Source organism: Stenotrophomonas sp. BIGb0135, from assembly GCF_024810105.1.
In the GTDB taxonomy this organism is placed as follows: Bacteria; Pseudomonadota; Gammaproteobacteria; order Xanthomonadales; family Xanthomonadaceae; genus Stenotrophomonas; species Stenotrophomonas maltophilia_AB.
The window spans coordinates 126705-149007 of the sequence record NZ_JANUDX010000008.1; the positions used below are offsets into that span (position 1 = coordinate 126705).

The window sequence follows — 22303 nt, forward strand, 5'->3', positions numbered from 1 at the left end:
TCGGGGACAATACCGTCCCCGCCGCCCCACGCCTGCCGCCCTCGATGAGCTCACCGACCCCCGCATCCGCCGCCCCCGCCCGCATCCTGGACGGGCGCCGCATCGCCGAAGACCTGCTGGACAGCCTCAAGGTGCGGGTGGATGCCCGACTGGCCGCCGGCGGCACCCGGCCCGGCCTGGCCGTGGTGCTGGTGGGCGGCGACCCGGCGTCGACCGTATACGTGCGCAACAAGCGCCGCGCGGCCGAGAAGGTGGGCATCGAGGCCTTCGACTACGACCTGCCGGCGGGCACCAACGAGGCCCAGCTGCTGGACCTGATCGACCAGCTCAACGCCGACCCCAAGATCCACGGCATCCTGGTGCAGCTGCCGCTGCCGGGCATCCCCGATGCCAGCCGCCTGATCCACCGGATCGACCCGCGCAAGGACGTGGACGGCTTCCACCCGGAAAACGTCGGCCACTTGGCCCTGCGCGAGTTCGGCCTGCGCCCGTGCACGCCGCGCGGCATCGTCACCCTGCTGGGCCACACCGACCAGCCGGTGCGCGGCCGCAACGCCACCATCGTGGGCGTGAGCAATCACGTCGGCCGCCCGATGGGCCTGGAGCTGCTGATCGCCGGCTGCACCGTGACCAGCTGCCACAAGTTCACCCCGCGCGACGTGCTGGAGCGCAGCGTTCGCGACGCCGACATCCTGGTGGTGGCGGTGGGCCGCCCGGGCATCGTGCCGGGGGAGTGGGTCAAGCCGGGCGCGGTGGTGATCGACGTGGGCATCAACCGCCTGGACGACGGCCGCCTGGTCGGCGACGTCGGTTTCGAGGCCGCCGCCGCCCGTGCCAGCTGGATCACCCCGGTGCCGGGCGGGGTAGGGCCGATGACGGTGGCGACGCTGATGCAGAACACGATCGAGGCGGCGGAAGCCTTCTGACCGCCCGGGGCTGACTCGCGGCCGGCACCTGTCGCGGCTGCGGTTCCGGACCGACCGATGCCTGCCGTGGCGGCGGTCCCGGACCGAGCGATACTTGCTGCCTCCACGGTCTCGGGCTGACCGATACCTGCCGTGGGGGCGATCCCGGACCGAGCGATAACTGCCGCCGCTGGGATCTCGGGCCGACCGAGACCTGCTGCGGCCGCGATCTAGGGCCGACCGACCGGCGCCGCTGCCGCGATGTCGTGCCGACCGACCGGCGCCGCTGCCGCGATGTCGTGCCGACCGACCGGCGCCGCTGCCGCGATGTCGTGCCCACCGACCGGTGCCGCTGCCGCGATGCCGAGCCGATCGACCGGTGCCGCTGCCGCGATGCCGAGCCGATCGACCGGTGCCGCTGCCGCGATGCCGAGCCGATCGACCGGTGCCGCTGCCGCTGCCGCGATGCCGTGTAGAGCCGACCGTTGGTCGGCTGCTTTTGGCGCGGTGGCTCATCGATCCAGGTGCAGCCGACCAACGGTCGGCTCTACCGGGTTCGGGGCAGGGTTCAGGTGCAGCCGACCAACGGTCGGCTCTACGGCCCCCGCCGGCGCGACACTGCGTCGCATCCGCCCCCTGCCCAAGACGGCCGAATCAGGGTAAAATGTCGCGCTTCCCCACATCTCGGGTATGCCGATGCTGCGCATCCAGGCTGAAGCTCTCACCTACGACGACGTCTCGCTCGTCCCCGCACACTCCACGATCCTGCCCAAGGATGTCAGCCTGGAAACCCGGCTGACCCGCGACCTGCGGCTGAAGCTTCCGATCCTCTCCGCGGCCATGGACACGGTCACTGAAGCCCGCCTGGCGATCGCCATGGCCCAGCTCGGTGGCATGGGCATCATCCACAAGAACCTCAGCGTGGAACAGCAGGCCGCCGAAGTGGCCAAGGTCAAGAAGTTCGAGGCCGGCGTCATCCGCGACCCGATCACGGTCGGTCCGGAAACCACCATCCGCGACGTGCTGGCCCTGACCCAGGCGCGCAACATCTCCGGCGTGCCGGTGGTGGACGGCGGCGGCCAGCTGGTCGGCATCGTGACCCACCGCGACATGCGCTTCGAGACCGAACTGGACGATCCGGTCCGCCACATCATGACCAAGAAGGATCGCCTGATCACGGTCAAGGAAGGCGCCGCGTCGGAAGAAGTACTGCAGCTGCTGCACCGCAACCGCATCGAAAAGATCCTGGTGGTTAATGACGAGTTCGCCCTGCGCGGGCTGATCACGGTCAAGGACATCCAGAAGAACACCGACTACCCCAACGCCGCCAAGGACACCGCCACGCGCCTGCTGGTGGGTGCTGCGGTAGGCGTCGGCGGCGACACCGATCGCCGCGTCGAGGCGCTGGTCGCCGCCGGGGTGGACGTGCTGGTGGTGGACACCGCGCACGGCCATTCGCAGGGCGTGCTGGACCGCGTGCGCTGGGTCAAGAAGAACTTCCCGAACGTGCAGGTCGTGGGTGGCAACATCTGCACCGGCGAAGCCGCGCTGGCGCTGCTGGACTGCGGCGCGGACGCGGTCAAGGTCGGCATCGGCCCGGGCTCCATCTGCACCACCCGCGTGGTCGCCGGTGTCGGCGTGCCGCAGATCACCGCGATCGACCTGGTGGCCGAGGCGCTGCAGGACCGCATCCCGCTGATCGCCGACGGTGGCATCCGTTACTCCGGCGATATCGGCAAGGCGCTGGCCGCCGGTGCCTCCACCATCATGATCGGTGGCCTGCTGGCCGGTACCGAAGAATCGCCCGGCGAAACCGAGCTGTTCCAGGGCCGCTCGTACAAGAGCTACCGCGGCATGGGCTCGTTGGCCGCGATGGAGAAGGGGTCCAAGGACCGCTACTTCCAGGACGCCTCCAGCGCCGACAAGCTGGTGCCTGAAGGCATCGAAGGCCGCGTGCCGTACCGCGGCCCGGTCGGCGGCATCATCCACCAGCTGATGGGCGGCCTGCGCGCCACCATGGGCTACGTGGGCTGCGGCACCGTCGAAGACATGCGCAGCAAGCCGAAGTTCGTCAAGATCAGCGGCGCCGGCCAGCGTGAGAGCCACGTCCACGACGTGCAGATCACCAAAGAGCCGCCGAACTACCGCGCCTGATGCGGCATGAGCAAAGAGGAACGAGGAAGCTGATTCCCGTTCCTCTTTCTCTATCCGCCGCCGGTAACGAATCTGTGTTTCCCGTATTTACTCCTGCATTGCCCGGGCACCATGACCAACATCCATAACGACAAGATCCTCATCCTCGATTTCGGCGCGCAGTACACCCAGCTGATCGCGCGCCGCATCCGCGAGCTCGGCGTGTACTGCGAGATCTGGGCGTGGGACCACAACCCGGCCGACATCGCCGCGTTCGGCGCCAAGGGCATCATCCTGTCCGGTGGCCCGGAGTCGACCACGCTGCCGGGCGCGCCCGCCGCGCCGCAGGAAGTGTTCGACAGCGGCCTGCCGATCTTCGGCATCTGCTACGGCATGCAGACCCTGGCCGCCCAGCTCGGTGGCGCCACCGAAGCGGCCGACCAGCGTGAGTTCGGCCATGCCGAAGTCAACGTCGTCGCCCCCGATGCACTGTTCAAGGGCCTGAGCGACCACGGCGGCGAGCCCAAGTTGAACGTCTGGATGAGCCACGGCGACCACGTCTCCGTCGCGCCCCCGGGCTTCACCGTGACGGCTGTGACCGACCGCATCCCGGTGGCTGCGATGGCCAACGAAGAGAAGCGCTGGTACGGCGTGCAGTTCCACCCGGAAGTGACCCACACCCTGCAGGGCCAGGCGCTGCTGCGCCGTTTCGTGGTGGACGTGTGCGGCTGCGAAACCCTGTGGACCGCCGCCAACATCATCGACGACCAGATCGCCCGCGTGCGCGAGCTGGTGGGCGATGATGAAGTGATCCTGGGCCTGTCCGGCGGCGTCGATTCGTCCGTCGTGGCCGCGCTGCTGCACAAGGCGATCGGCGACAAGCTGACCTGTGTGTTCGTCGATACCGGCCTGCTGCGCTGGCAGGAAGGCGACCAGGTGATGGCGATGTTCGCCGAGCATATGGGCGTCAAGGTGATCCGCGTGAACGCCGCGGACCGCTACTTCGCCAAGCTGGAGGGCGTGAGCGATCCGGAAGCCAAGCGCAAGATCATCGGCAACCTGTTCGTGGACATCTTCGATGAAGAGTCCAACAAGCTGAAGAACGCCAAGTGGCTGGCGCAGGGCACCATCTACCCCGACGTGATCGAGTCGGCCGGCAGCAAGACCGGCAAGGCGCACGTGATCAAGAGCCACCACAACGTGGGCGGCCTCCCCGAGCACATGAAGCTGGGCCTGGTGGAGCCGCTGCGTGAGCTGTTCAAGGACGAAGTGCGCCGCCTCGGCGTCGAACTCGGCCTGCCGCGCAGCATGGTCTATCGCCATCCGTTCCCGGGCCCGGGCCTGGGCGTGCGTATCCTGGGCGAAGTGAAGCGCGAATACGCCGAGCTGCTGGCCAAGGCCGATGCCATCTTCATCGACGAACTGCGCAAGGCGGATCTGTACGACAAGACCAGCCAGGCGTTCGCGGTGTTCCTGCCGGTGAAGTCGGTGGGCGTGGTCGGTGACGCGCGTGCGTATGAGTGGGTGATCGCGCTGCGTGCGGTGGAGACGATTGATTTCATGACGGCGCATTGGGCGCATCTGCCGTATGACTTCCTGGGTACGGTGAGTAACCGGATCATCAATGAGTTGCGGGGGGTTTCAAGAGTTGTCTATGACATCTCGGGGAAGCCGCCGGCGACGATCGAGTGGGAATGAGTTGAACGAACGAGGGCGCCGAGAGGCGCCCTTGTTGCTTTTCACGCGCTCCAGCAAATGGCGCCGGTTTGTTCGTGGGATTGCCGTTGGGGGGAGGGCGACGGACTGCTACCGTTCCGATGACCAGGCTGTGCCAGTGTCTCTGGCGGGTGCATGCGCTGATGGGCGTGCCGGCGGCTACACTGACCGCCTGCGCCCGATGGAATCTTGCCCATGTTCACTGGAAAAGTCGCGGTGGTTACCGGCTCCACCAGCGGTATCGGTCTTGGCATTGCCACTGCGCTCGCGCGGCAAGGGGCCAACATCGTGCTGAATGGATTTGGCGATGCGGCGGAGATCGAACGCATCCGTTCCCGCTTGGCGACCGAGTTTGGCGTACGGGTGGCACACGATGGCGCCGACCTTTCCCGTGGTGAGGCGGTGCGCGAAATGATCGCCCATGCCGTCGAGAAGATGGGGCGCATCGACATCCTGGTGAACAATGCGGGCATCCAGCACACTGCGTCGATCGAGGATTTCCCGGTCGAGAAGTGGGATGCGATCCTCGCGCTGAATCTATCGGCGGTGTTCCATGCAACAGCGGCTGCCTTGCCCCACATGAAGCAGCAGCGATCCGGTCGCGTGGTCAACATCGCGTCGGTGCATGGATTGGTTGCGTCGGTGAACAAGTCTGCCTATGTGGCCGCGAAGCACGGTGTAGTGGGATTCACCAAAGTGACGGCGCTGGAGAACGCGGGCACGGGCATCACGGCCAATGCCATCTGCCCAGGGTGGGTGCGGACGCCGCTGGTTGAGCAGCAGATCACCGCGTTGGCGGAACGGGAGGGAGCGGATAAGGAGTCCGCCGCGCGCGCACTGCTGGCCGAAAAACAGCCCTCGCTGCAGTTTGTGACGCCCGACCAGCTCGGAGACATGGTGGTCTTCCTGGCCTCGGACGCCGCTGCTCAGATTACCGGCACGGCACTTCCGATGGATGGCGGCTGGACAGCCCGCTGACTGGCCGTCTTTGCCCGTCGACGCAGCATCGGCAGCGCCGCCAGGTTTGATACCCGAGAGGTGATCCATGTGCACCAGGTGCAGCATCCTGCCCACCCTGGTGGCAGAACCTGCTGAGGTGACGAGACTGCCTTATCGAATTCCGCCGTCAGGCGCTACAGTTCGCGGTTCCACCCGTACCCGCAAGGAAGCACGATGTCAGAGCTGGATTACCGCGCCTTCTACCGCCTGTTGGCTGCTGAAGTGCGCGCCTCTACGGACGTCGGCCAGTCCATGCGGACGCTGTTGGCCTGGGGCGACCAGCGCAGCCCGCACCCGTCCTGGGCGGTACTGAAGGAACTCGATTGTTCGGTAGAGAGTGCCGGCGTGGGCAAGTGGCTCACCCGCGTGCTGCGGCGGGCACCGTGCCCCTTCCCGGTGCGCGCGATCTACTTCGGGCTTGGCGAACGCGCCACCCGCGACGGGGTGGAATTCGCGGACCTGTATTTCGGTCTGTTGGGTCACTACGAACCGGCGGACAAGGCCTGCGAGTGGTTGTGGCGCAACCCCAGGCACTATCCCGACAAGGCCTACCTCGGCTCGGCGACCTTGAAAGCGGCCGGCGTGATCTGCAACGAGGACGAGGTTACCGGACTGGGCACGCCCGGCCACATAGTGTTTGCGTTGTCGTTCGCAACGTTGCTGCTCCGCGCTTCGCTGGATGGAAGCATCTATCAGCTGCTGGGTGCGGTGGAGCCGGTGGGCGTGGTCGTGGGCTTCGATTCGGGCGACCTGTTCCGGCTCGGGGAGCTCCACAGCGATGGGTTCCGCCCCACAAAGGGCGCAATGACCTAGGGCGCGCGGGAGTGCGAGATGCACAACCCCGCATCGCCGGCATCCGCGCGACGTGCACGTAAACTGGGCTCGAGGACAGGCTGTATCAAACGGCCGCATCGATATGGCACGGAGGCGGACATGAGTATCGTTGTACTGCAGCACCCCAAGACCACCCATGTCGTCGGACATGCCCGCGCGGAAGGCGCAGGCACTCACGTTGGTCGCCGGTTTTCAATGGCGAGGCTCCTGCGCACACTTGTGGTTGCCGTACTGGGACTGGCGTCGGCGGGCTGTGCCGCCCAGGTGGATGTACCGGCGACAGCTACGCGGCTGGTACCCGAGGGGCGTGTGGTGTGCCCCAACTTCCAACTTGACATCCCGAAGGGATGGACACTCGAGCCTACCGGTTCCAACCAATGGCGGATGGTGGCTCCGCAGGCATCCAGCTATGAAGGGTGGGTGGTCTGCACCGACGGCAACATCGATTCGTTCCAGGCCAGGAAGATGGAGACAGACAGTGCCAGTCAGCTTGGCTGGCTGGAAAAGCTCTCCGCCGCGAAAACTCGCAACTTGACGGATCGGATGCTGCAGAGCGGCCCGGAAAAGAGCCGTGATTCGGTATTGATCGGCTGCAGGCAGTTTGAGTTCAACGAAGATCGCTTTGAGAGTTGCATCTGGGGCGATCCGTACCCGCGTGCGGAACAGCGCGCCGATGGATACATCGGCATGCGGTGGGTCAGCTCGGATCGCGTCGCAGATGCGCAGCTGCGCGAACTGGCCGCAAGCGTGATGCGCTCCTTTATCGTCACGCCCATGCCTGAGCGCGAGTATGAGCGACGTCGTTAGCGACAGACGCTTGTTCCCGATGTCGGCGGGTGATCGGGTAATGCGGTGAACGTACAAGGGCGTCGAGAGGTGCTCTTATCGCATGCGACCGCGTTGCCGCGTGGGCGGCCATGCCAATGGGGCACCTCCCGCGCAGCGCGGCACATCGGGCATTGTTGGCGCCGTAACCGTGTGGTCGGCGGGTGCCTGGTCCTACGCGCGGGTGCCAGTTGACGTTGAGACTACCTACTAGTAGGATGAGTTCATGAAAGACGCACTCTCCCCCAAAGCCGCCGAAATCGTCAGCCACGCCCGCACCCTGCTCGAGACGGGCGGCTACAACGGTTTCAGCTACGCCGACATCGCCGTGCGGGTGAACATCAGCAAGGCCAGCATCCACCATCATTTCCCCAGCAAGGCCGAGCTGGTGCAGGTGGTGGTGGCGCTGTATCGCGCCGAGGCGCGCGAGGGGCTGGCCGTGTTGGACCGCCAGCTGGACGACCCGCTGACAGAGCTCAACGCGTATGTGGATTACTGGTCTACCTGCATCCGCGGCGGCACCTCCTCGTTCTGCATCTGCGCCATGCTTGCCGCCGAGCTGCCGCTGCTGCCGGCGCAGATCGTGGAGGAGGTGCGGGGGCACTTCGATGACCTCACCTCCTGGCTGACCGCCGTGCTGCAGAAGGGGGCCGCCACTGGCCAGCTTTGCCTGCAGGGTCCGGCCGCCGACGAGGCCCGGGCCTTCATGGCCTCGGTGCATGGGGCGATGCTGGCCGCACGTGGCTTCGGCGATCCGCATACCTTCCATACCCTGGGCCAGCTTTCGATAGCCCGGCTGGTCAGGACAGCCTGATTTTCACCGGGGAACGACGCATTTCGTGTCGTTCCCTTTTATTTACCTCATGCATCTACCTACTAGTAGGTACACGATTCCAGTGATGTGCCCGATCAACCGGCAGCAACCATAACCACCTACCTCCTGAGGCTTTCCATGAGTCATCCGCTTTCGCACCTCGGCGTCATCCATACGGCGCTCAGCCTGGTTCCCCTGGTCGCCGGCATCTACGGCTTCATCCGGCATCGCGCCATCGATCCGGCCACGCGCTCGGGCAAGGTGTATCTGCTGGGTCTGGTGCTGTCGGTGGTCACCTCGTTCACCGTCTCCAGCACGGGCGGCCTCAATCCCGGGCACGCCTTTGGCGTCGTCATCCTGCTGATCGCCTTCGGTGGGGTGCTGGTGCCTCGGCTGGGCTTCCTGGGTCGGCTCAGGCCCTACCTGGCCACCTTTGCGCTGTCTTTCACATTCCTGCTGTCGCTGGTGCCGGGCACCAATGAAACCATGACCCGCCTGCCTCCCGCACACCCGCTGGCGCAGGCACCGTTGGCGCCGGTGGTGCAGGGCACGCTGCTGGTGTGGCTGGTGCTGTTCGTGATCGGGTTTGCGCTGCAGTGCTGGCATATCCGGGCACAGTTGCGCGGCACAGGCCAGTTGCAGCGTGCCGGATAAGGCAGCCGCCGGTCAGCAGCCAGGCCCGCGCGCCGTGGCGGCTTCCCGGTGCCGGTCGCGGTACGTCGCCGGGCTGAGCGCGGTCTGCCCGCGAAAATGCCGCCGGAACGATTCCTGCGATCCAAACCCGGCCTGTTCGGCCACCCAGTGCAGCGGGCGGTCGGTGGTTTCCAGCAGCTCGCGCGCGTAGGCCACGCGTTCGCGGATCAGCCAGTCGATCGGTGACAACCCGGTCGCGTCGAGGAACTGACGCTGCAGCGTGCGCTGGCTGAGTGCGGCCTGCTCGGACAGGCTCTTGAGCGAGTGTTCCTCGCGCAGGTTGCGGCGCAGCCATTCCATCAGCCGGGCCAGCCGGGTGGGTTCACCCACCGGTATCGAGCGCACCACGCGCTGGCTGCGCTCGGCGTCCCGCCACGGCGCCAACACCAGCCGCTCGGCCACCAGGTTGGCCACGCGCGCGCCGTAATCCTTGCGCACCAGGTGCAGCATCATGTCCATGCCGGTGGCCGAACCGGCCGAGGTGATGATGCTGCCCTCGTCGACGTACAGCGCGTTTTCGCGCACCCGCACGTTGGGGAACTCGCGGGCGAGGGTGTCGGTGAGCCGCCAGTGGGTGGTGGCGCTGCGGCCGTCGAGCAGGCCGGCCCACGCCAACACGAAGGCACCCGAACAGATCGAGGTGATGCGTGCACCGCGCTGATGGGCGCGGATGAGCGCATCCAGCAATGGCTGCGGTGGGCGCTCGGCCGGATCACGCCAGCCGGGCACCACGATGGTGTCGGCGTGGTCCAGCGCCTCCAGGCCGTAAGGCAGCTGCACGTGGGTGCCGCCGAGCATGCGCAGGGGTCCGGGTTCGGCGGCGCACACCTGGGTGGTGTACCAGGCCACGTCCAACTCGGGGCGGATGGGCGCGAACAGGCCGACGGCGCAGCCGAACTCGAACAGGCCCTGGCCGTGGCAGGCCGCAATGGCGACGGTGGGCGGTGTGTGCGGGGCATGAGCGGAGAGCATCGTTTGATGCTAGCGGGGTAGGCGCGGCCACGCAGGGCGGGGCGCGAATGAGGTCATGCCATCGGGATATATGGCCGCCGGTGTCGCGCATCGATGCCCGGCGATGGGGCATCCACGCGCGGCGTGTGCGCGGGGTCGGCGTCTAAGGTCATGCCGAACGGGCATGTGCGTGGCGCGATGTTGCGGGTGGGTGGCGCGTGAACGACTGTTGCGCGCTGCGCGCAGGCCCTTGAATGGAGGCCTGTTTCCGATCAGGCCGCGAAATGTTCCTCCCCTCTCTGCCGCGATGTTGCCGGTGCGCTGCGCCCAACGCCAGCTGATGCCCTGCGACGCACCGTCGCGGACCGGATCGTCCTCCTTCCTTCAAGAGTCCCCATGCCTCCTGCCTTCCGCTCCCTGCCTGCGGCACGCGTGCCGACGCTGTCTTCCCTGTCTGTCCTGATCGCGCTTGTACTGGGAGCAGGTGCTGCCCACGCCGCCGGACCGGATGCACCGCCGGACTCGGTGGCGGCCGCCGGTACCGCAGCCGCCTCCACGCTGGATGCCGTGGTGGTCACCGGCTCGCGCACCAGCAACCGCACGGTCAAGAACAGCTCCACGCCCATCGATGTGATTTCGGCCGAAGACCTGGCGTCCACCGGGCAGGCCAACCTGCTGGAAGCGCTGCAGCGCAGCCTGCCGTCGCTGAGCCAGATCGGTGGCTACCAGAGCGACCAGGAAAGCCTGATCCGGGGCTACCAGCTGCGCAACCTGTCGCCGGGGTACACGCTGGTGCTGGTCAACGGCAAGCGCCGCAACGCCAGTGCCTATGTCAGCGGCGCCAACGGCGGCGGCTACCCGGGCCACGCCTGGACCGACCTCGCGTTGATTCCGGTCGCGGCCATCGACCATATCGAGGTGCTGCGCGACGGCGCATCCGCGCTGTACGGCTCCGATGCGATCACCGGGGTGATCAACGTGATCCTCAAGTCGAACGCGCGGGGAGGCGATGTGTCGGTGGAGAGCGGGCAGAGCATCGATGGCGATGGCACCCGCACCAGCGTGCGCGCCAACATCGGGTTGCCGTGGGGGCGTGATGGCTTCATCAGTCTGTCCGGCGAGAACACCCGCCAGCACCATGCGATCCGCACGCGACGCTACATCGATGCCTACCTGAGCTACCCGGCGGTGGACGCCAGCGGCAACCTGGTGGCGCTTCGCCCCAACAATCGCTTGCCTGCGGGCACGACGTGGAACCCGGCCGAGGCATCGCGTGATCCGGAAGCCAACACGATCCTCAGTTCGCCGTCCTATGCGCTCACCGCGCTGGCGGTGAATGCTGGCCATGGCCTGGGCGAGAACGCGCAGTTCTACGCCGCCGCCACGGCCAGCGACCGCGATGCGCAGGCGATCCAGAACTTCCGCCTGCCGGCGACGATCTTCGGCACCTACAAGGCGCCGAGCGTGTTGAATGTGTGGCCCGATGGTTTCCTGCCGGTACTGGAAACCAAGGAGAAGCAGTACACCGGCACCGCCGGGGTCAAGGGCCATTGGGGTGGCTGGGACATCGACGGCAGCCTGACCGGCAATCGCAACACGGTGCGCACCTACACACGCCACTCGGCCAACTTCTCGCTGACCTATCCCGGTGCGCCCACCGATTTCTATGACGGCAAGCTGGACTACCAGCAGGGCATCGCCAACCTGGATCTGCGCCGCGGGTTCGAGGTGGGCGCGTTCGCCTCGCCGCTGGAGGTGAGTGCCGGTGCCGAATACCAGCACGAGCGCTACGAGCGCGGGGCCGGGCAGTGGGAGTCGTACACGGGCTTCGGTGCCGCCGCGTTCGTGGGGTATTCCACCGCCGATGCGGTGGAGGCCACGCGCAACAGCAAGGCGGTCTATGCCGGTGCGGCGACGAACGTGACCTCGCGCTGGTATCTGGATGCGGCGGCGCGCTGGGAAGACCATTCCGATTTTGGCAGTGTCTCCACGGGGCGGCTGACCACGCGCTTTGACGTCACCGATGCGGTTGGCGTGCGTGCCACGGTGAGCAACGGCTTCCATGCCCCGAGCCTGGGCGCACAGTACTACCAGGCCACCGGCAGCTGCCCGTGCGGCACCACGCTGGTGGCGCAGGTGTCCTCGCCGGTCGCGCTGGCGCTGGGGGCGACGCCGCTGCAACCGGAGAAGGCCAACAACTACAGCCTCGGCGTGACCTGGGACCCGAGCGCGTCCTTCCACCTGGCGCTGGATGCTTACCAGATCGATATCCGCGGCCAGCTTGGCCAGTCCAGCCAGATCGGCTACAACGCACAGGACCCGGCACGGATCACCGACAACAGTGGCACGGTGCTGAGTGCGGCGCAGAAGAACACGATCGATGCGCTGCTGGGCACGGCGGGCATCAGCATCCTGCCGGGCGATGCGTTCTACGCCAGCTACTTCACCAACGTGGGCGACACCCGCACGCGAGGCGTGGAGCTGACCGTGGAAGCCAACCAGGAAACCGCCTGGGGCAAGCTGCGCTGGAGCTACGCCGCCAATGTGGGCCGCACCACCATCCAGAAGGTGCGCGACATCCCGGCGGCGCTGCAGGGGTTGCCCAACATCAACCTGCTGACGAAGTCGAGCGAGTACGCGCTGCGTTTCCGCACGCCGTCCTACACGCAGGTGGCCGGGCTGGGCTGGCAACACGGGCGCTGGCGCTCGAATGTCGATTTCACCTACTACGGGCCGATCAAGCGCCTCAACAACGGGGTGGAGTACAAGCAGCCGCCGGTGCTGGTCACCAACCTGTCCGGCAGCGCCGAGCTGGGCGGTGGCTGGAGCGCGGCGCTGGGCATCAACAACGTGTTCGACAAGCGCACCCGCAAGGTGCCTGAGTACGCCCGCAGCGCCACCGACGTGGCCAGCATCGAAACTACCTGGGACACCGGTGATGTGCTGAGCACCATCGGCGCGTTCTGGTATGGGCGCATCAACTACCGGTTCTGAGCAAACGCAGCCGACCAACGGTCGGCTCTACAGGGAGCATGGCGATGTCATCTGCATTGAACGTGGTCGCGCTGATCGGCTCGCCGACCAGCTCGGCCAACTCACGCACGCTGTTGCTGGTACGGCAGCTGCTGGACCAGCTGCGTCATCGGCTGCATATCGATGTGCAGCTGGTGGAACTTTCGCCGATCGCACGCTCGCTGGGGCAGGCGCTCACCCGCGAGGAAGTGGAGCCGCGCATCGAACAGGCGCTGCAACGGATCGAGGCGGCCGACCTGCTGATTGCCGCTGCACCGGTGTACCGCGGCTCGTATCCCGGCCTGTTCAAGCACCTGGTGGACTTCATCGGACTGGAGTCGCTGGTGGATGTGCCGGTGCTGCTGGCGGCCACCGGCGGCAGTGAGCGGCACGCGCTGGTGATCGACCACCAGCTGCGCCCGTTGTTCAGCTTCCTGCAGGCGCACACGCTGCCGATCGGTGTGTACGCCACGCCGGCCGATTTCAGTGGCGACCAGGTCAGCTGTGCCGCGTTGCGGGCACGGATCGTGCTGGCTGCCGAGCGTGCCGCGGCCCACCTGTCGCCCTCAGCGGTGCCTGTGCCCTTGCGCCGCATTGCCTAGGCGTCGGCGCATGTAGCTGCGGCACCTGGCCTTCCTCACCCCCGGCAGTTACCGGCCCGACGATCCGCGTAGCGGCCTGGACGATGCGTTGGCGCTGATCGCCTTTGCCGAAACGCTGGGGTACGACGGCGCGTGGGTGCGGCATCGCCACCTGGAGCCGGGCATCAGCTCGGCAGCGGTGTTCCTGGCGGCGGCCAGCCAGCACACCCGGCGCATCGAACTGGGCACGGCGGTGATCCAGCTCGGGTACGAAACGCCGTTCCGCCTGGCCGAGGATCTGTCGCTGCTGGACGTGCTGGCCGGTGGCCGCCTGCAGGTGGGTGTGAGTGCCGGACCGCCGCCGTTTGCAGACCTGGTGGGCCACCTGCTGTTCGATGGCGATCCGGCGCGCATCGACTTTTCGCACGCGCGGGTGGTGCGCCTGATCGAGGCCCTGCACGGCCATCCGTTGGGCAACGTGGATACCCAGGTGGGCAATGCGGTGTCGCAGTACCGTCCGCGCCTGCAACCGCATGTGCCCGGGCTCGCACGTCGGCTCTGGTACGGCGCCGGTTCGCTGCCGTCGGCGCGCTGGGCGGCGGGGCAGGGCCTGCACCTGCTGCTGGGCAACGTGGCGCGCGCTGAAACCCATGCGGACTTCGTGTCCACCCAGCGCGAGCATCTGGCGGTGTATCGCCGCGGCCTGCCTGAGGGTGCCGCGCCACGCGTCGCCGCGGGTCGCGTACTGGTGCCACTGGACGGTGCCGACGCTGCCACCCGCCAGCGCCTGCTCGCATTCGCCGCGCAGCGCCACGCGCGCACGCTGGAACCGCAAGGGCCGCGGCGCACGGTGTTTGCCGCGGACGTAGTGGGCAGCGCTGCGCAGATCGTGGACCTGCTGCAGGCCGATCCGGTGCTGCAGCAGGTCCACGAGCTGCGCGTGGAGCTGCCCTATGAACTTCCCGCCAGTGACGACCGGCGGATTCTGCAGATCGTGGCCGAACAGATTGCGCCGGCGCTTGGGTGGGCGGGCGCTGCCGCTGCGCCACGGTTGCGTGCGGCCCCATAACCCCAGGCGGTTTGCATATGGCCAACGCGCATTTGCGTGGCCGGATCCGACCGCTGATTGTCGAGTTACGACGCAGGCCCACGCGGCCGCATCTCTAGCATCAAGGTTCCAACGGCGCGCTGTTGCCGGCCATGACGAGGAACGTATCCGTGTCTGCTTATCCCCCGAATAAACCCATCCTGTTCCTGCTCGACCGTGAATTCGAAGACGGCCAGCTGCCAGGCCAGCGCTTTTTCTGCCGGCACAGCCTTCTGCTGGAAGGCGCGCTGTCGAGCATCGAGGGGCTGGATGCGCAGCTGGATGTACGCCGGATCGGATTTGCCCGGCCGCGCCGCGAAGTGATTGCCGAGATCGGCGAACAGGACCAGTCGCTGCCCAAGCTGGTGCTGCCGCAAGGCGTGCAGTCGGCGCATGCCAGTGGCGCGCACGACGATCGCCAGTACATCTCCGGTGCCGAACCGATCCTGGCCGCGCTGAACGGGTTGCTGGGCATTCCCGTGGCCCATCCCTGAGCAAGGAAAACACGATGAGTTACCTGACCAGCGTGCTGGACAAAAGCCCGATCCGCGACGGCGGCACGCCCGAGCAGGCGCTGCGCGACAGCCTGCGCCTGGCCCAGCATGCCGAGCGCCTCGGCTACCACCGGTACTGGTTCGCCGAACACCACGCCACCCCGCAACTGGCCAGTCCGGCGCCGGAAGTGCTGGCGGCCTGGGTGCTGGCACAGACCGCGCGCATCCGCGTGGGTACCGGCGGGGTGATGCTGCGCCACTACGCGCCGTACAAGGTGGCCGAAACCTTCAACCTGCTCGCGAGCCTGGCGCCCGGGCGGGTCGACCTCGGCATCGGCAAGGCGCCCGGCGGGCTGCCGGCGTCCACCGCGGCGCTGGCGGCCGGGCGTGCCGCGGTGGGTACGTTCGAGCAGCAGCTGCAGGACCTGGAGGGCTTCCTGGCGGGCAGCCTGCCGGTCGATCATCCGCATGCCGCCGCGCAGGCGCGGCCGCTGCCGCAGACGCCGCCGGAGCGCTTCCTGCTGGGGGCCAGTCCGCAGAGTGCCCGCCTGGCCGGCGAGCTGGGCTGGCGTTTCGTCTATGCGGCGCATTTCGATGGCGACCCGCGCAGCATCGAGGCCGCGTTCAACGCCTACCGCGACGTGTCACCGCAGGCGCCGCTGCTGGCCACCGTGGCCTTCGCCGCCACGACCGCCGAGGCTGCCGCGCACCACCTCGGGGCACTGCGCATCTACAAGCTGCACCTCGCGCCCGGGCAGACGGTGAACCTGCCCAGCGCGGAGGCCGCCGCCGAGTACGCGCGCCAGGTGGGCGTGGCCGACTACCGCATCGAAGAGACCCACCCCAGCGTGCTGGCCGGCGATGCCCACCACGTGCGCCGCGCGCTGGACGACCTGCACCAGCGTTTCGGTGTGGGGGAATTCATCCTGGATGCGCCGGTGGCCGACCTCGACGCACGCCTCACCTCACTCGAACTGCTGTCGCCCGCGCCCCGCGCGGCGGTGGCCTGATCCCCAGGAGAACGCCATGACCAAGACCCCGCGTCCCATTCCGTTCGGCATCATGCTGCAGGGCCCCGGAAGCCACATGCACGCCTGGAAGCATCCCTCCAACGTGGCCGATGCCAGCGTCAACCTGCAGTACTACATCGACGTGGCACGCACCGCCGAAGACCACGGCATCGCATTCGGCTTTGTTGCCGATGGCCTGTACATCAACGAAAAATCGATTCCGCATTTCCTCAACCGCTTCGAGCCGATCACGCTGCTGTCGGCGCTGGCCACGGCCACCACGAAGATCGGCCTGGCCGGCACCTTGTCCACCTCCTACAGCGATCCCTACACCGTTGCACGGCAGTTCGCCTCGCTGGACCTGATCAGCGGCGGGCGCGCGGGCTGGAACGTGGTGACTTCGCCGCTGGAAGGCTCGGGGCGGAACTACGGCCGCGCGCATCCCGAGCATGCGCTGCGCTACCAGATCGCCGACGAGTACCTGGCGGTGGTGCAGGGCCTGTGGGATTCCTGGGATGACGATGCCTTCGTGCGCGATCGCGACAGCGGCACCTTCTTCGCGCCTGAGAAATTCCGCCGGCTGGACCACAAGGGCCGGTTCTTCCAGGTGGAAGGCCCGCTCAACATCCAGCGCTCGCCGCAGGGGCAACCGGTGATCTTCCAGGCCGGCGCTTCCGACGACGGCATTGCGCTGGCCGGCAAATACGCCGATGCGGTGTTCACCCATGCGCCGTCGCTGGAAGAAACCCGCGCGTTCACCCAGAAGGTGAAGAATGCGGCGATCGCACACGGTCGCAGCGCCGCCGATGTAAAGATTTTCCCGGGCATCGGGCCGATCGTCGGCGCTACCGCCGAAGAGGCCGAAGCCAAGTACCAGGCCATCGCCGCGCTGGCCGGGCTGGACGATGCGCTGGCCTACCTGGGGCGTTTCTTCGACCACCACGACTTCAGCCAGTACGACCCGGACGGTCCGTTCCCGGAACTGGGCGACATCGGTGCCAACTCCTTCCGGTCAACCACCGACAAGATCAAGCAGGACGCCCGCGCGCAGGGCCTGACCCTGCGCCAGGTAGCGTTGCAGGCGGTCAGCCCGCGACCGAACTTCATCGGCACCGCCGAGCACGTGGCCGATGAGCTGATCCGCTGGTTCGAGGCCGGTGCCAGCGATGGCTTCATCCTGGGCTTCTCGGTGCAGCGCGAGGGCCTGGACGATTTCGTCGGCCAGGTGTTGCCGATCCTGCAGGCGCGGGGCTACCACCGCGGCACGTTGGAGGGCGGCACGTTGCGTGACCACCTGGGGCTGCCGCGCAAGGCCAGCCGCCACGCCGGCGACACCGCACCCGTGCGCAAGGCCGGCTGAAGGAGCATCACGATGACCATTCTGCACCGGCCCCCGGCTGATATCGTTCCCCTGCACGGCGGCGTGCTGCCTGCCATCGCAGCGCGCAATGCCGACGCCATTGCGATCCGCCACGACCTGCACCAGCACCCCGAGCTGGCCTTCGAGGAGCACCGCACCAGTGCCCGCGTGGCCGAGCTGCTGCAGCAGTGGGGCTACCAGGTGACCACCGGGGTGGGCGGCACCGGCGTGGTGGGCACGCTGCAGCGCGGGCAGGGCAGCCGTCGGCTGGGCCTGCGCGCCGACATCGATGCGCTGCCCATCCACGAGGATTCCGGGCTCGACTATGCCAGCCAGCGCGAAGGGCTGATGCATGCCTGCGGCCACGATGGCCACACCGCCATCCTGCTCGCGGCCGCGCACTACCTGGCCCACCACGGGCGCTTCGACGGCACCCTCCAGCTGGTGTTCCAGCCGGCCGAGGAAACCGGTTCGGGCGCATCGAAAATGATCGCCGACGGCCTGTTCGAACGCTTCCCGGTGGATGCGATCTACGGTCTGCACAACTGGCCCGGCGTGCCGGTGGGGCACTTCGGGTTCGTCGATGGCCCGTCGATGGCGTCGGTGGATTGGGCGAAAGTGAGGGTGGTGGGCAAGGGCGGCCACGGTGCCGAGCCGCAGGGCAGCGTGGATCCGATCCTGGCTGCGGCGCATATCGTGACCGCGCTGCAGAGCGTGGTGTCGCGTAATGTGGACCCGCGCCAGATGGGCGTGGTCACGGTGGGCTCCATCCACGGTGGCAAGGCCGCCAACGTGATTCCCGATGCGGTCGAGCTGAGCCTGACCGTGCGCGCCTACCTTCCCTACGTGCGCGACACTCTACGCCGCCGCGTCACCGAGATTGCCGAACACACCGCGGCCGCCTTCGGTGCGCGTGCCGAGGTCGAGTTCCCGCGTGGTTTTCCCAGCGTGATCAACCATCCCGAGCAGACCGCGTTCGTGCGCCAGGTGGCGCTGGACGAGTTCGGTGCGCAGCAGGTGGTGGACGGGTTTGCGCCGCGCACCGCCAGCGAGGATTTCGCCTTCCTGCTACAGGCGCGGCCGGGCAGTTTCGTGTTCGTGGGCAACGGCGACAGTGCGCCGCTGCACAGCCCGCGCTACGTGTTCAACGATGCAGCCATCGCGCCGGCGGCCAGCCTGTGGGCGCGGCTGGCCGAGCGTTACCTGGTGGAGGATGCGGCATGAGCGACCTGTTCCTGTACACCTCGGTGCACGACCCGCTGGCCAGGCCGCTGTTCGATGGACTGGAGCAGGAGTACGACAGCCGCTACGCGGATGTACGTGGCCGTATCGGCGGCAGCGCCCGCGAAGAACTGGAGCGCTACCCGGCCGAGGCATTCGCCGCGCCGGTGGGGGCGTTCGTGCTGCTGTTGCGCGACGGCGCGGCCATCTCCGGCGGGGCGTTCATGCCGCACCGTGATGCCGACACCGCCGAGTTCAAGCGGATCTGGACGTTGCCGGGGCTGCGCCGGCAGGGCATCGCGCGGCGCGTGCTGCAGGAGCTGGAGGACCAGGCCGTGCGGCAGGGCTACCGGCGCGCGTACCTGACCACCGGATTCCGCCAGCCCGAAGCGGTGGGGCTGTACCTGGGCCATGGCTACCGCGCGCTGTTCGACCTGCACGCCGACCCGGAAACCGTGGCCCACCTGCCGTTCGAAAAGCATCTGCCGCTGCTGCATCCGGCTGCCAACGCCGCGCCGCTGCAGCGGCAGGGAGTCCACGCATGAGTACTCCATCCAGCACGCTGCCGGGCATCGCAACACCCACCACGCCATCGCCTGCGCTGCGCATCGTCCCGGCGCGGCATCCGCTGCAACTGGCCGGTAGCGTGCTGGCGTTGGCCTTGATCCTGTTCGGCCTGCAGTCGGTGCTGGGCAACCCGCGCTGGGGCTGGGGCACGTTCGCCGAATGGTTCTTCGCCCGCCCGGTGCTGGAAGGGCTGGCCCGCACGTTGTGGCTGACCGCCCTGGGCACGGCGCTGGGCTTCGGCCTGGGCACCGTGCTGGCGTTGGCACGGGTGTCCGGCTCGCCGCTGCTGGCGGCAGTGTCGTGGGGCTACGTGTGGCTGTTCCGCTCGATCCCATTGCTGGTGCTGTTGCTGCTGCTCAACAACCTGGGCTATCTGTACAGCACCATCGCGCTGGGCGTACCGTTCACCAGCATCACCCTGTTCTCGTACCCGACCACGCAGCTGATCGGCGTGTTCACCGCCGCGGTGCTGGGGCTGACGCTCAACCAGGCGGCGTTCTCGGCCGAGGTGATCCGCGGCGGCATTCTCTCGGTGGACCACGGACAGTACGAAGCCTCGGCGGCGCTCGGGCTGCCGCGCGGGCGGCAGATCCGCCGCATCATCCTGCCGCAGGCCATGCGCTCGATCCTGCCGGCCGCGTTCAACGACGTGATCGGACTGGCCAAGAGCACCTCGGTGGTCTACGTGCTGGCGTTGCCGGAACTCTTCTACACCGTGCAGGTGATCTACCGGCGCAACCTCGAAGTTGTGCCGCTGCTGATGGTGGCCACGGTCTGGTACCTGGTCATCCTCACCGTGCTGTCGCTGGCCCAGCGCCGCATCGAGCGACGCTTCGCGCGCGGCCAGCTGCAGCGCGAACGCACGGTGTCCAAGGCGCCGCCACGTTCGCCTGCAGCGGCCACCGCTGCCCGCGCCGGGTCGCGTCCGTCGATCACCCCGGTCCTGCGGGGCAACGGCGCCACGGTGTCACTGCAGGGCGTGGGCAAAGCGTTCGGCGACCAGGCCGTGCTCGATGACGTGCACCTGGAGTTGAAGGCAGGCAGCGTCACCGTGCTGATCGGCCCGTCCGGCGCCGGCAAATCCACCCTGCTGCGCCTAATCAACCACCTGGAACGTGCCGACCAAGGGTTCGTGACCGTGGGCGGGCAGCTGGTGGGCTACCGCCGCGAGGGCGACACCCTGTACGAGTTGCCCGAAGGCGAAATCCGCCGCCGCCGTGCCGATGTGGGCATGGTGTTCCAGAGCTTCAACCTGTTCCCGCACCTGACCGCGCTGGAGAACATTGTGGAGGCACCGATCGCGGTGCGCGGCATTGCCCGCGTCCAGGCCGAGCAGCAGGCGTACGACCTGCTGGAGCGGATCGGTCTGGCCGACAAGGCGCATGCCTATCCGCGTGAGCTTTCCGGTGGCCAGCAGCAGCGCATTGCCATTGCGCGTGCGTTGGCGCTGCAGCCCAAGGTGCTGCTGTTCGACGAGCCGACCTCGGCACTGGACCCGGAGCTGGTGGCCGAGGTGCTGAGCGTGATCGAAGAGCTGGCGCGCTCGGGCACCACCCTGGTGATCGTTACCCACGAGCTGGGCTTCGCCCGCCGCGTGGCCGACCACGTGGTGATGATGGACCAGGGCCGGGTGGTGGAGCAGGGTCCGCCGGCGGTGGTGTTCGACCGGCCGCGCCAACCGCGCACGGCCGAGTTCCTTGCCAAGACGCTGTAACCGTACCTTTCACTTTTTGCAGGGAATCCGCATGAACGCCCCCCACAAGCGACGTGTCTCCACCGGCGGCGCACTGATTGCCGCAGTGCTGGTGATCGGTGTTGCCGGCATCGTCTACTCGCGCGTCCAGCAGGGCAGCGGCCCGGCACCGGCGGCGCGCGCTACGCTGGCCGGTGATGCCGCGCCGGCCTTGCAGGGCACGCCGGATCCGAAGGCGACCGCTTTGATCCCGGCCGGCTTCACGTTCGTCACCCCGGGCACGTTGACCGTGGCCACGCATCCGGGGCAACTGCCGCTGGCTGACTACGGCGCCGACAACAAACAGATCGTGGGGGTCGAACCAGACATCGCCCGGTTGATCGCCGACGGCCTGGGCCTGAAGCTGGTGCTGGTGCCGGTGGCCTGGCCGGATTGGCCGCTGGGGCTGGAGTCGGGCAAATACGATGCGGTGATCTCCAACATCACCGTGACCGAGGCCCGCAAGCAGAAGTTCGACTTTTCCAGCTACCGGTTCGACCTGCTTGGCATCTACACGCGCACCGATGGGCCGATCCGCAAGATCACCACGTCGGCCGACGTGGCCGGGCTGAAGGTGGTGGTCGGGGCGAGCACCAACCAGGACCAGATCCTGCGCGCATGGGACCGGCAGAACATCGCCGCCGGTTTGAAGCCGGTGGAGTACCAGTACTTCGACGATGCGGTGGTCGGGCGCCTGGCGGTGATCACCGGGCGCGCGGATGTATCCTTCGAGCCCAATGCCACCGGCGCGTACTCCGCCCGCGATGGCAAGGTGCGCCGGGTCGGCCTGTTTCCCGGTGGCTGGCCGGACGCGGCGGCTATCTCGGTGACCACGCGCAAGGGCAGTGGCCTGGCCGCGCCGATCACCCAGGCGTTGAACACCCAGATCGCCTCGGGTACCTACGCACAGGCCCTCAAGCGCTGGAACGTGAGCGAAGAGGCGGTGCCCCTATCGCAGACCAATCCGCCGGGGCTGCCCGATCTGTGACGGTCAGGGATCGGCCCAGGCGATGCCCTGCGGCCGGTCACCGCCGCTGCGATGGAAGCTGGCGAGGGCGCCGAGGCAGTGCTCGACCTCCACGCACCAGGAAAGCGGGTAGGGGTCCAGCTGACCGTTGCCCAGCAGGTAGTCGACCGATCCCGGCCGCGCCGGATCGCCGCAGGAGCGCACCCCCGGCTCGCCTTCGCCGGGCACGAACATCAGCCAGGCATGGGCGCCGTTGCGCAGCATGCAGAGCGTCGTCCCGGCCGGGCTGGTCATCCACAATTCAAAGCGTGGCAGCTGCCTGGCCCGGGCGAGGGCCTGTTCAAGCTGGGCCGGCGATGCCACCGCCACGGCGTGCCCGTTGATGTCCATCGCGATCATGCC

20 protein-coding genes are annotated in these 22303 nt (G+C 67.7%); 18 read left to right on the forward strand and 2 right to left on the reverse strand.

Annotated elements, in window-relative coordinates:
• The first annotated feature begins 44 nt into the window (after nucleotides 1-44).
• From folD to M2421_RS15805, 8 genes are all read left to right on the forward strand, one after another.
• On the forward strand, nucleotides 45-926 hold the full coding sequence (folD, locus tag M2421_RS15770) for a bifunctional methylenetetrahydrofolate dehydrogenase/methenyltetrahydrofolate cyclohydrolase FolD (RefSeq protein ID WP_259208479.1): 882 nt from the start codon (nucleotides 45-47) through the stop codon (nucleotides 924-926).
• A 675-nt stretch (nucleotides 927-1601) separates the two neighbouring features.
• Nucleotides 1602-3059 (forward strand): IMP dehydrogenase, encoded by a 1458-nt coding sequence (gene guaB / locus M2421_RS15775; RefSeq protein ID WP_259208622.1) that lies wholly within the window; start codon nucleotides 1602-1604, stop codon nucleotides 3057-3059.
• A 111-nt stretch (nucleotides 3060-3170) separates the two neighbouring features.
• Entirely contained in the window at nucleotides 3171-4736 is a 1566-nt protein-coding gene (gene guaA, locus M2421_RS15780) for a glutamine-hydrolyzing GMP synthase (RefSeq protein ID WP_259208481.1), read from the forward strand.
• A gap of 213 nt (nucleotides 4737-4949) precedes the next feature.
• Nucleotides 4950-5732, forward strand: coding sequence for a 3-hydroxybutyrate dehydrogenase (locus tag M2421_RS15785; protein WP_259208483.1), 783 nt, complete (start codon nucleotides 4950-4952; stop codon nucleotides 5730-5732).
• A gap of 195 nt (nucleotides 5733-5927) precedes the next feature.
• Nucleotides 5928-6566, forward strand: a complete 639-nt coding sequence (locus tag M2421_RS15790; RefSeq protein ID WP_259208486.1) for a hypothetical protein — start codon at nucleotides 5928-5930, stop codon at nucleotides 6564-6566.
• 120 nt (nucleotides 6567-6686) lie between these two features.
• Nucleotides 6687-7394, forward strand: a complete 708-nt coding sequence (locus tag M2421_RS15795; RefSeq protein WP_259208488.1) for a hypothetical protein — start codon at nucleotides 6687-6689, stop codon at nucleotides 7392-7394.
• A 244-nt stretch (nucleotides 7395-7638) separates the two neighbouring features.
• The gene (locus M2421_RS15800) at nucleotides 7639-8226 is read left to right on the forward strand and encodes a TetR/AcrR family transcriptional regulator (RefSeq protein WP_259208490.1); all 588 of its coding nucleotides are present in this window, start codon (nucleotides 7639-7641) and stop codon (nucleotides 8224-8226) included.
• A 138-nt stretch (nucleotides 8227-8364) separates the two neighbouring features.
• Entirely contained in the window at nucleotides 8365-8880 is a 516-nt protein-coding gene (locus M2421_RS15805; RefSeq protein ID WP_259208492.1) for a hypothetical protein, read from the forward strand.
• A gap of 12 nt (nucleotides 8881-8892) precedes the next feature.
• Here the strand turns inward: M2421_RS15805 and ftrA are convergent, their stop codons facing one another.
• On the reverse strand, nucleotides 8893-9891 hold the full coding sequence (gene ftrA, locus M2421_RS15810) for a transcriptional regulator FtrA (protein ID WP_259208494.1): 999 nt from the start codon (nucleotides 9889-9891) through the stop codon (nucleotides 8893-8895).
• Between the two features lie 396 nt (nucleotides 9892-10287).
• On the opposite strand from ftrA, the gene M2421_RS15815 reads away from it, so the two are divergent.
• From M2421_RS15815 to M2421_RS15860, 10 genes are all read left to right on the forward strand, one after another.
• Nucleotides 10288-12864: a TonB-dependent receptor gene (locus M2421_RS15815; protein WP_310440137.1), complete on the forward strand. Its 2577-nt coding sequence runs from the start codon at nucleotides 10288-10290 to the stop codon at nucleotides 12862-12864.
• Nucleotides 12865-12908: 44 nt separating this feature from the next.
• The gene (gene msuE / locus M2421_RS15820; protein ID WP_259208498.1) at nucleotides 12909-13484 is read left to right on the forward strand and encodes an FMN reductase; all 576 of its coding nucleotides are present in this window, start codon (nucleotides 12909-12911) and stop codon (nucleotides 13482-13484) included.
• Nucleotides 13485-13509: 25 nt separating this feature from the next.
• Nucleotides 13510-14532, forward strand: a complete 1023-nt coding sequence (locus tag M2421_RS15825) for an LLM class flavin-dependent oxidoreductase (protein WP_259208624.1) — start codon at nucleotides 13510-13512, stop codon at nucleotides 14530-14532.
• A 149-nt stretch (nucleotides 14533-14681) separates the two neighbouring features.
• Nucleotides 14682-15044, forward strand: a complete 363-nt coding sequence (locus M2421_RS15830; RefSeq protein WP_038688750.1) for a DUF3088 family protein — start codon at nucleotides 14682-14684, stop codon at nucleotides 15042-15044.
• Between the two features lie 14 nt (nucleotides 15045-15058).
• Nucleotides 15059-16054 carry an MsnO8 family LLM class oxidoreductase gene (locus M2421_RS15835; RefSeq protein WP_259208505.1) on the forward strand — a complete coding sequence of 332 codons (996 nt, stop codon included), beginning with the start codon at nucleotides 15059-15061 and terminating at the stop codon, nucleotides 16052-16054.
• Nucleotides 16055-16070: 16 nt separating this feature from the next.
• Nucleotides 16071-17414 carry an LLM class flavin-dependent oxidoreductase gene (locus tag M2421_RS15840; RefSeq protein WP_259208508.1) on the forward strand — a complete coding sequence of 448 codons (1344 nt, stop codon included), beginning with the start codon at nucleotides 16071-16073 and terminating at the stop codon, nucleotides 17412-17414.
• Between the two features lie 12 nt (nucleotides 17415-17426).
• Nucleotides 17427-18638 carry a M20 aminoacylase family protein gene (locus tag M2421_RS15845; RefSeq protein WP_259208510.1) on the forward strand — a complete coding sequence of 404 codons (1212 nt, stop codon included), beginning with the start codon at nucleotides 17427-17429 and terminating at the stop codon, nucleotides 18636-18638.
• On the forward strand, nucleotides 18635-19180 hold the full coding sequence (locus tag M2421_RS15850) for a GNAT family N-acetyltransferase (protein WP_259208513.1): 546 nt from the start codon (nucleotides 18635-18637) through the stop codon (nucleotides 19178-19180). Before M2421_RS15845 ends, M2421_RS15850 begins: the two co-directional genes overlap by 4 nt.
• A complete protein-coding gene (locus tag M2421_RS15855; protein ID WP_259208515.1) occupies nucleotides 19177-20916 on the forward strand; it encodes an amino acid ABC transporter permease/ATP-binding protein in 1740 nt (579 codons plus the stop codon). The genes M2421_RS15850 and M2421_RS15855 overlap by 4 nt, the downstream gene beginning before the upstream one ends.
• A gap of 31 nt (nucleotides 20917-20947) precedes the next feature.
• A complete protein-coding gene (locus tag M2421_RS15860; RefSeq protein WP_259208517.1) occupies nucleotides 20948-21922 on the forward strand; it encodes an ABC transporter substrate-binding protein in 975 nt (324 codons plus the stop codon).
• Between the two features lie 3 nt (nucleotides 21923-21925).
• Here the strand turns inward: M2421_RS15860 and M2421_RS15865 are convergent, their stop codons facing one another.
• Complete coding sequence (locus M2421_RS15865; RefSeq protein ID WP_259208519.1) at nucleotides 21926-22300, reverse strand: Imm1 family immunity protein; 375 nt, start codon at nucleotides 22298-22300, stop codon at nucleotides 21926-21928.
• Nucleotides 22301-22303: the final 3 nt, after the last annotated feature.

Bases quoted from the DNA above. Each gene is read 5' to 3' on its own strand.
- folD (WP_259208479.1), top strand. From the start codon at position 45: ATGAGCTCACCGACCCCCGCATCCGCCGCCCCCGCCCGCATCCTGGAC.
- guaB (WP_259208622.1), top strand. From the start codon at position 1,602: ATGCTGCGCATCCAGGCTGAAGCTCTCACCTACGACGACGTCTCGCTC.
- guaA (WP_259208481.1), top strand. From the start codon at position 3,171: ATGACCAACATCCATAACGACAAGATCCTCATCCTCGATTTCGGCGCG.
- M2421_RS15785 (WP_259208483.1), top strand. From the start codon at position 4,950: ATGTTCACTGGAAAAGTCGCGGTGGTTACCGGCTCCACCAGCGGTATC.
- M2421_RS15790 (WP_259208486.1), top strand. From the start codon at position 5,928: ATGTCAGAGCTGGATTACCGCGCCTTCTACCGCCTGTTGGCTGCTGAA.
- M2421_RS15795 (WP_259208488.1), top strand. From the start codon at position 6,687: ATGAGTATCGTTGTACTGCAGCACCCCAAGACCACCCATGTCGTCGGA.
- M2421_RS15800 (WP_259208490.1), top strand. From the start codon at position 7,639: ATGAAAGACGCACTCTCCCCCAAAGCCGCCGAAATCGTCAGCCACGCC.
- M2421_RS15805 (WP_259208492.1), top strand. From the start codon at position 8,365: ATGAGTCATCCGCTTTCGCACCTCGGCGTCATCCATACGGCGCTCAGC.
- ftrA (WP_259208494.1), bottom strand. From the start codon at position 9,891: ATGCTCTCCGCTCATGCCCCGCACACACCGCCCACCGTCGCCATTGCG.
- msuE (WP_259208498.1), top strand. From the start codon at position 12,909: ATGTCATCTGCATTGAACGTGGTCGCGCTGATCGGCTCGCCGACCAGC.
- M2421_RS15835 (WP_259208505.1), top strand. From the start codon at position 15,059: ATGAGTTACCTGACCAGCGTGCTGGACAAAAGCCCGATCCGCGACGGC.
- M2421_RS15840 (WP_259208508.1), top strand. From the start codon at position 16,071: ATGACCAAGACCCCGCGTCCCATTCCGTTCGGCATCATGCTGCAGGGC.
- M2421_RS15845 (WP_259208510.1), top strand. From the start codon at position 17,427: ATGACCATTCTGCACCGGCCCCCGGCTGATATCGTTCCCCTGCACGGC.
- M2421_RS15850 (WP_259208513.1), top strand. From the start codon at position 18,635: ATGAGCGACCTGTTCCTGTACACCTCGGTGCACGACCCGCTGGCCAGG.
- M2421_RS15855 (WP_259208515.1), top strand. From the start codon at position 19,177: ATGAGTACTCCATCCAGCACGCTGCCGGGCATCGCAACACCCACCACG.
- M2421_RS15860 (WP_259208517.1), top strand. From the start codon at position 20,948: ATGAACGCCCCCCACAAGCGACGTGTCTCCACCGGCGGCGCACTGATT.
- M2421_RS15865 (WP_259208519.1), bottom strand. From the start codon at position 22,300: ATGATCGCGATGGACATCAACGGGCACGCCGTGGCGGTGGCATCGCCG.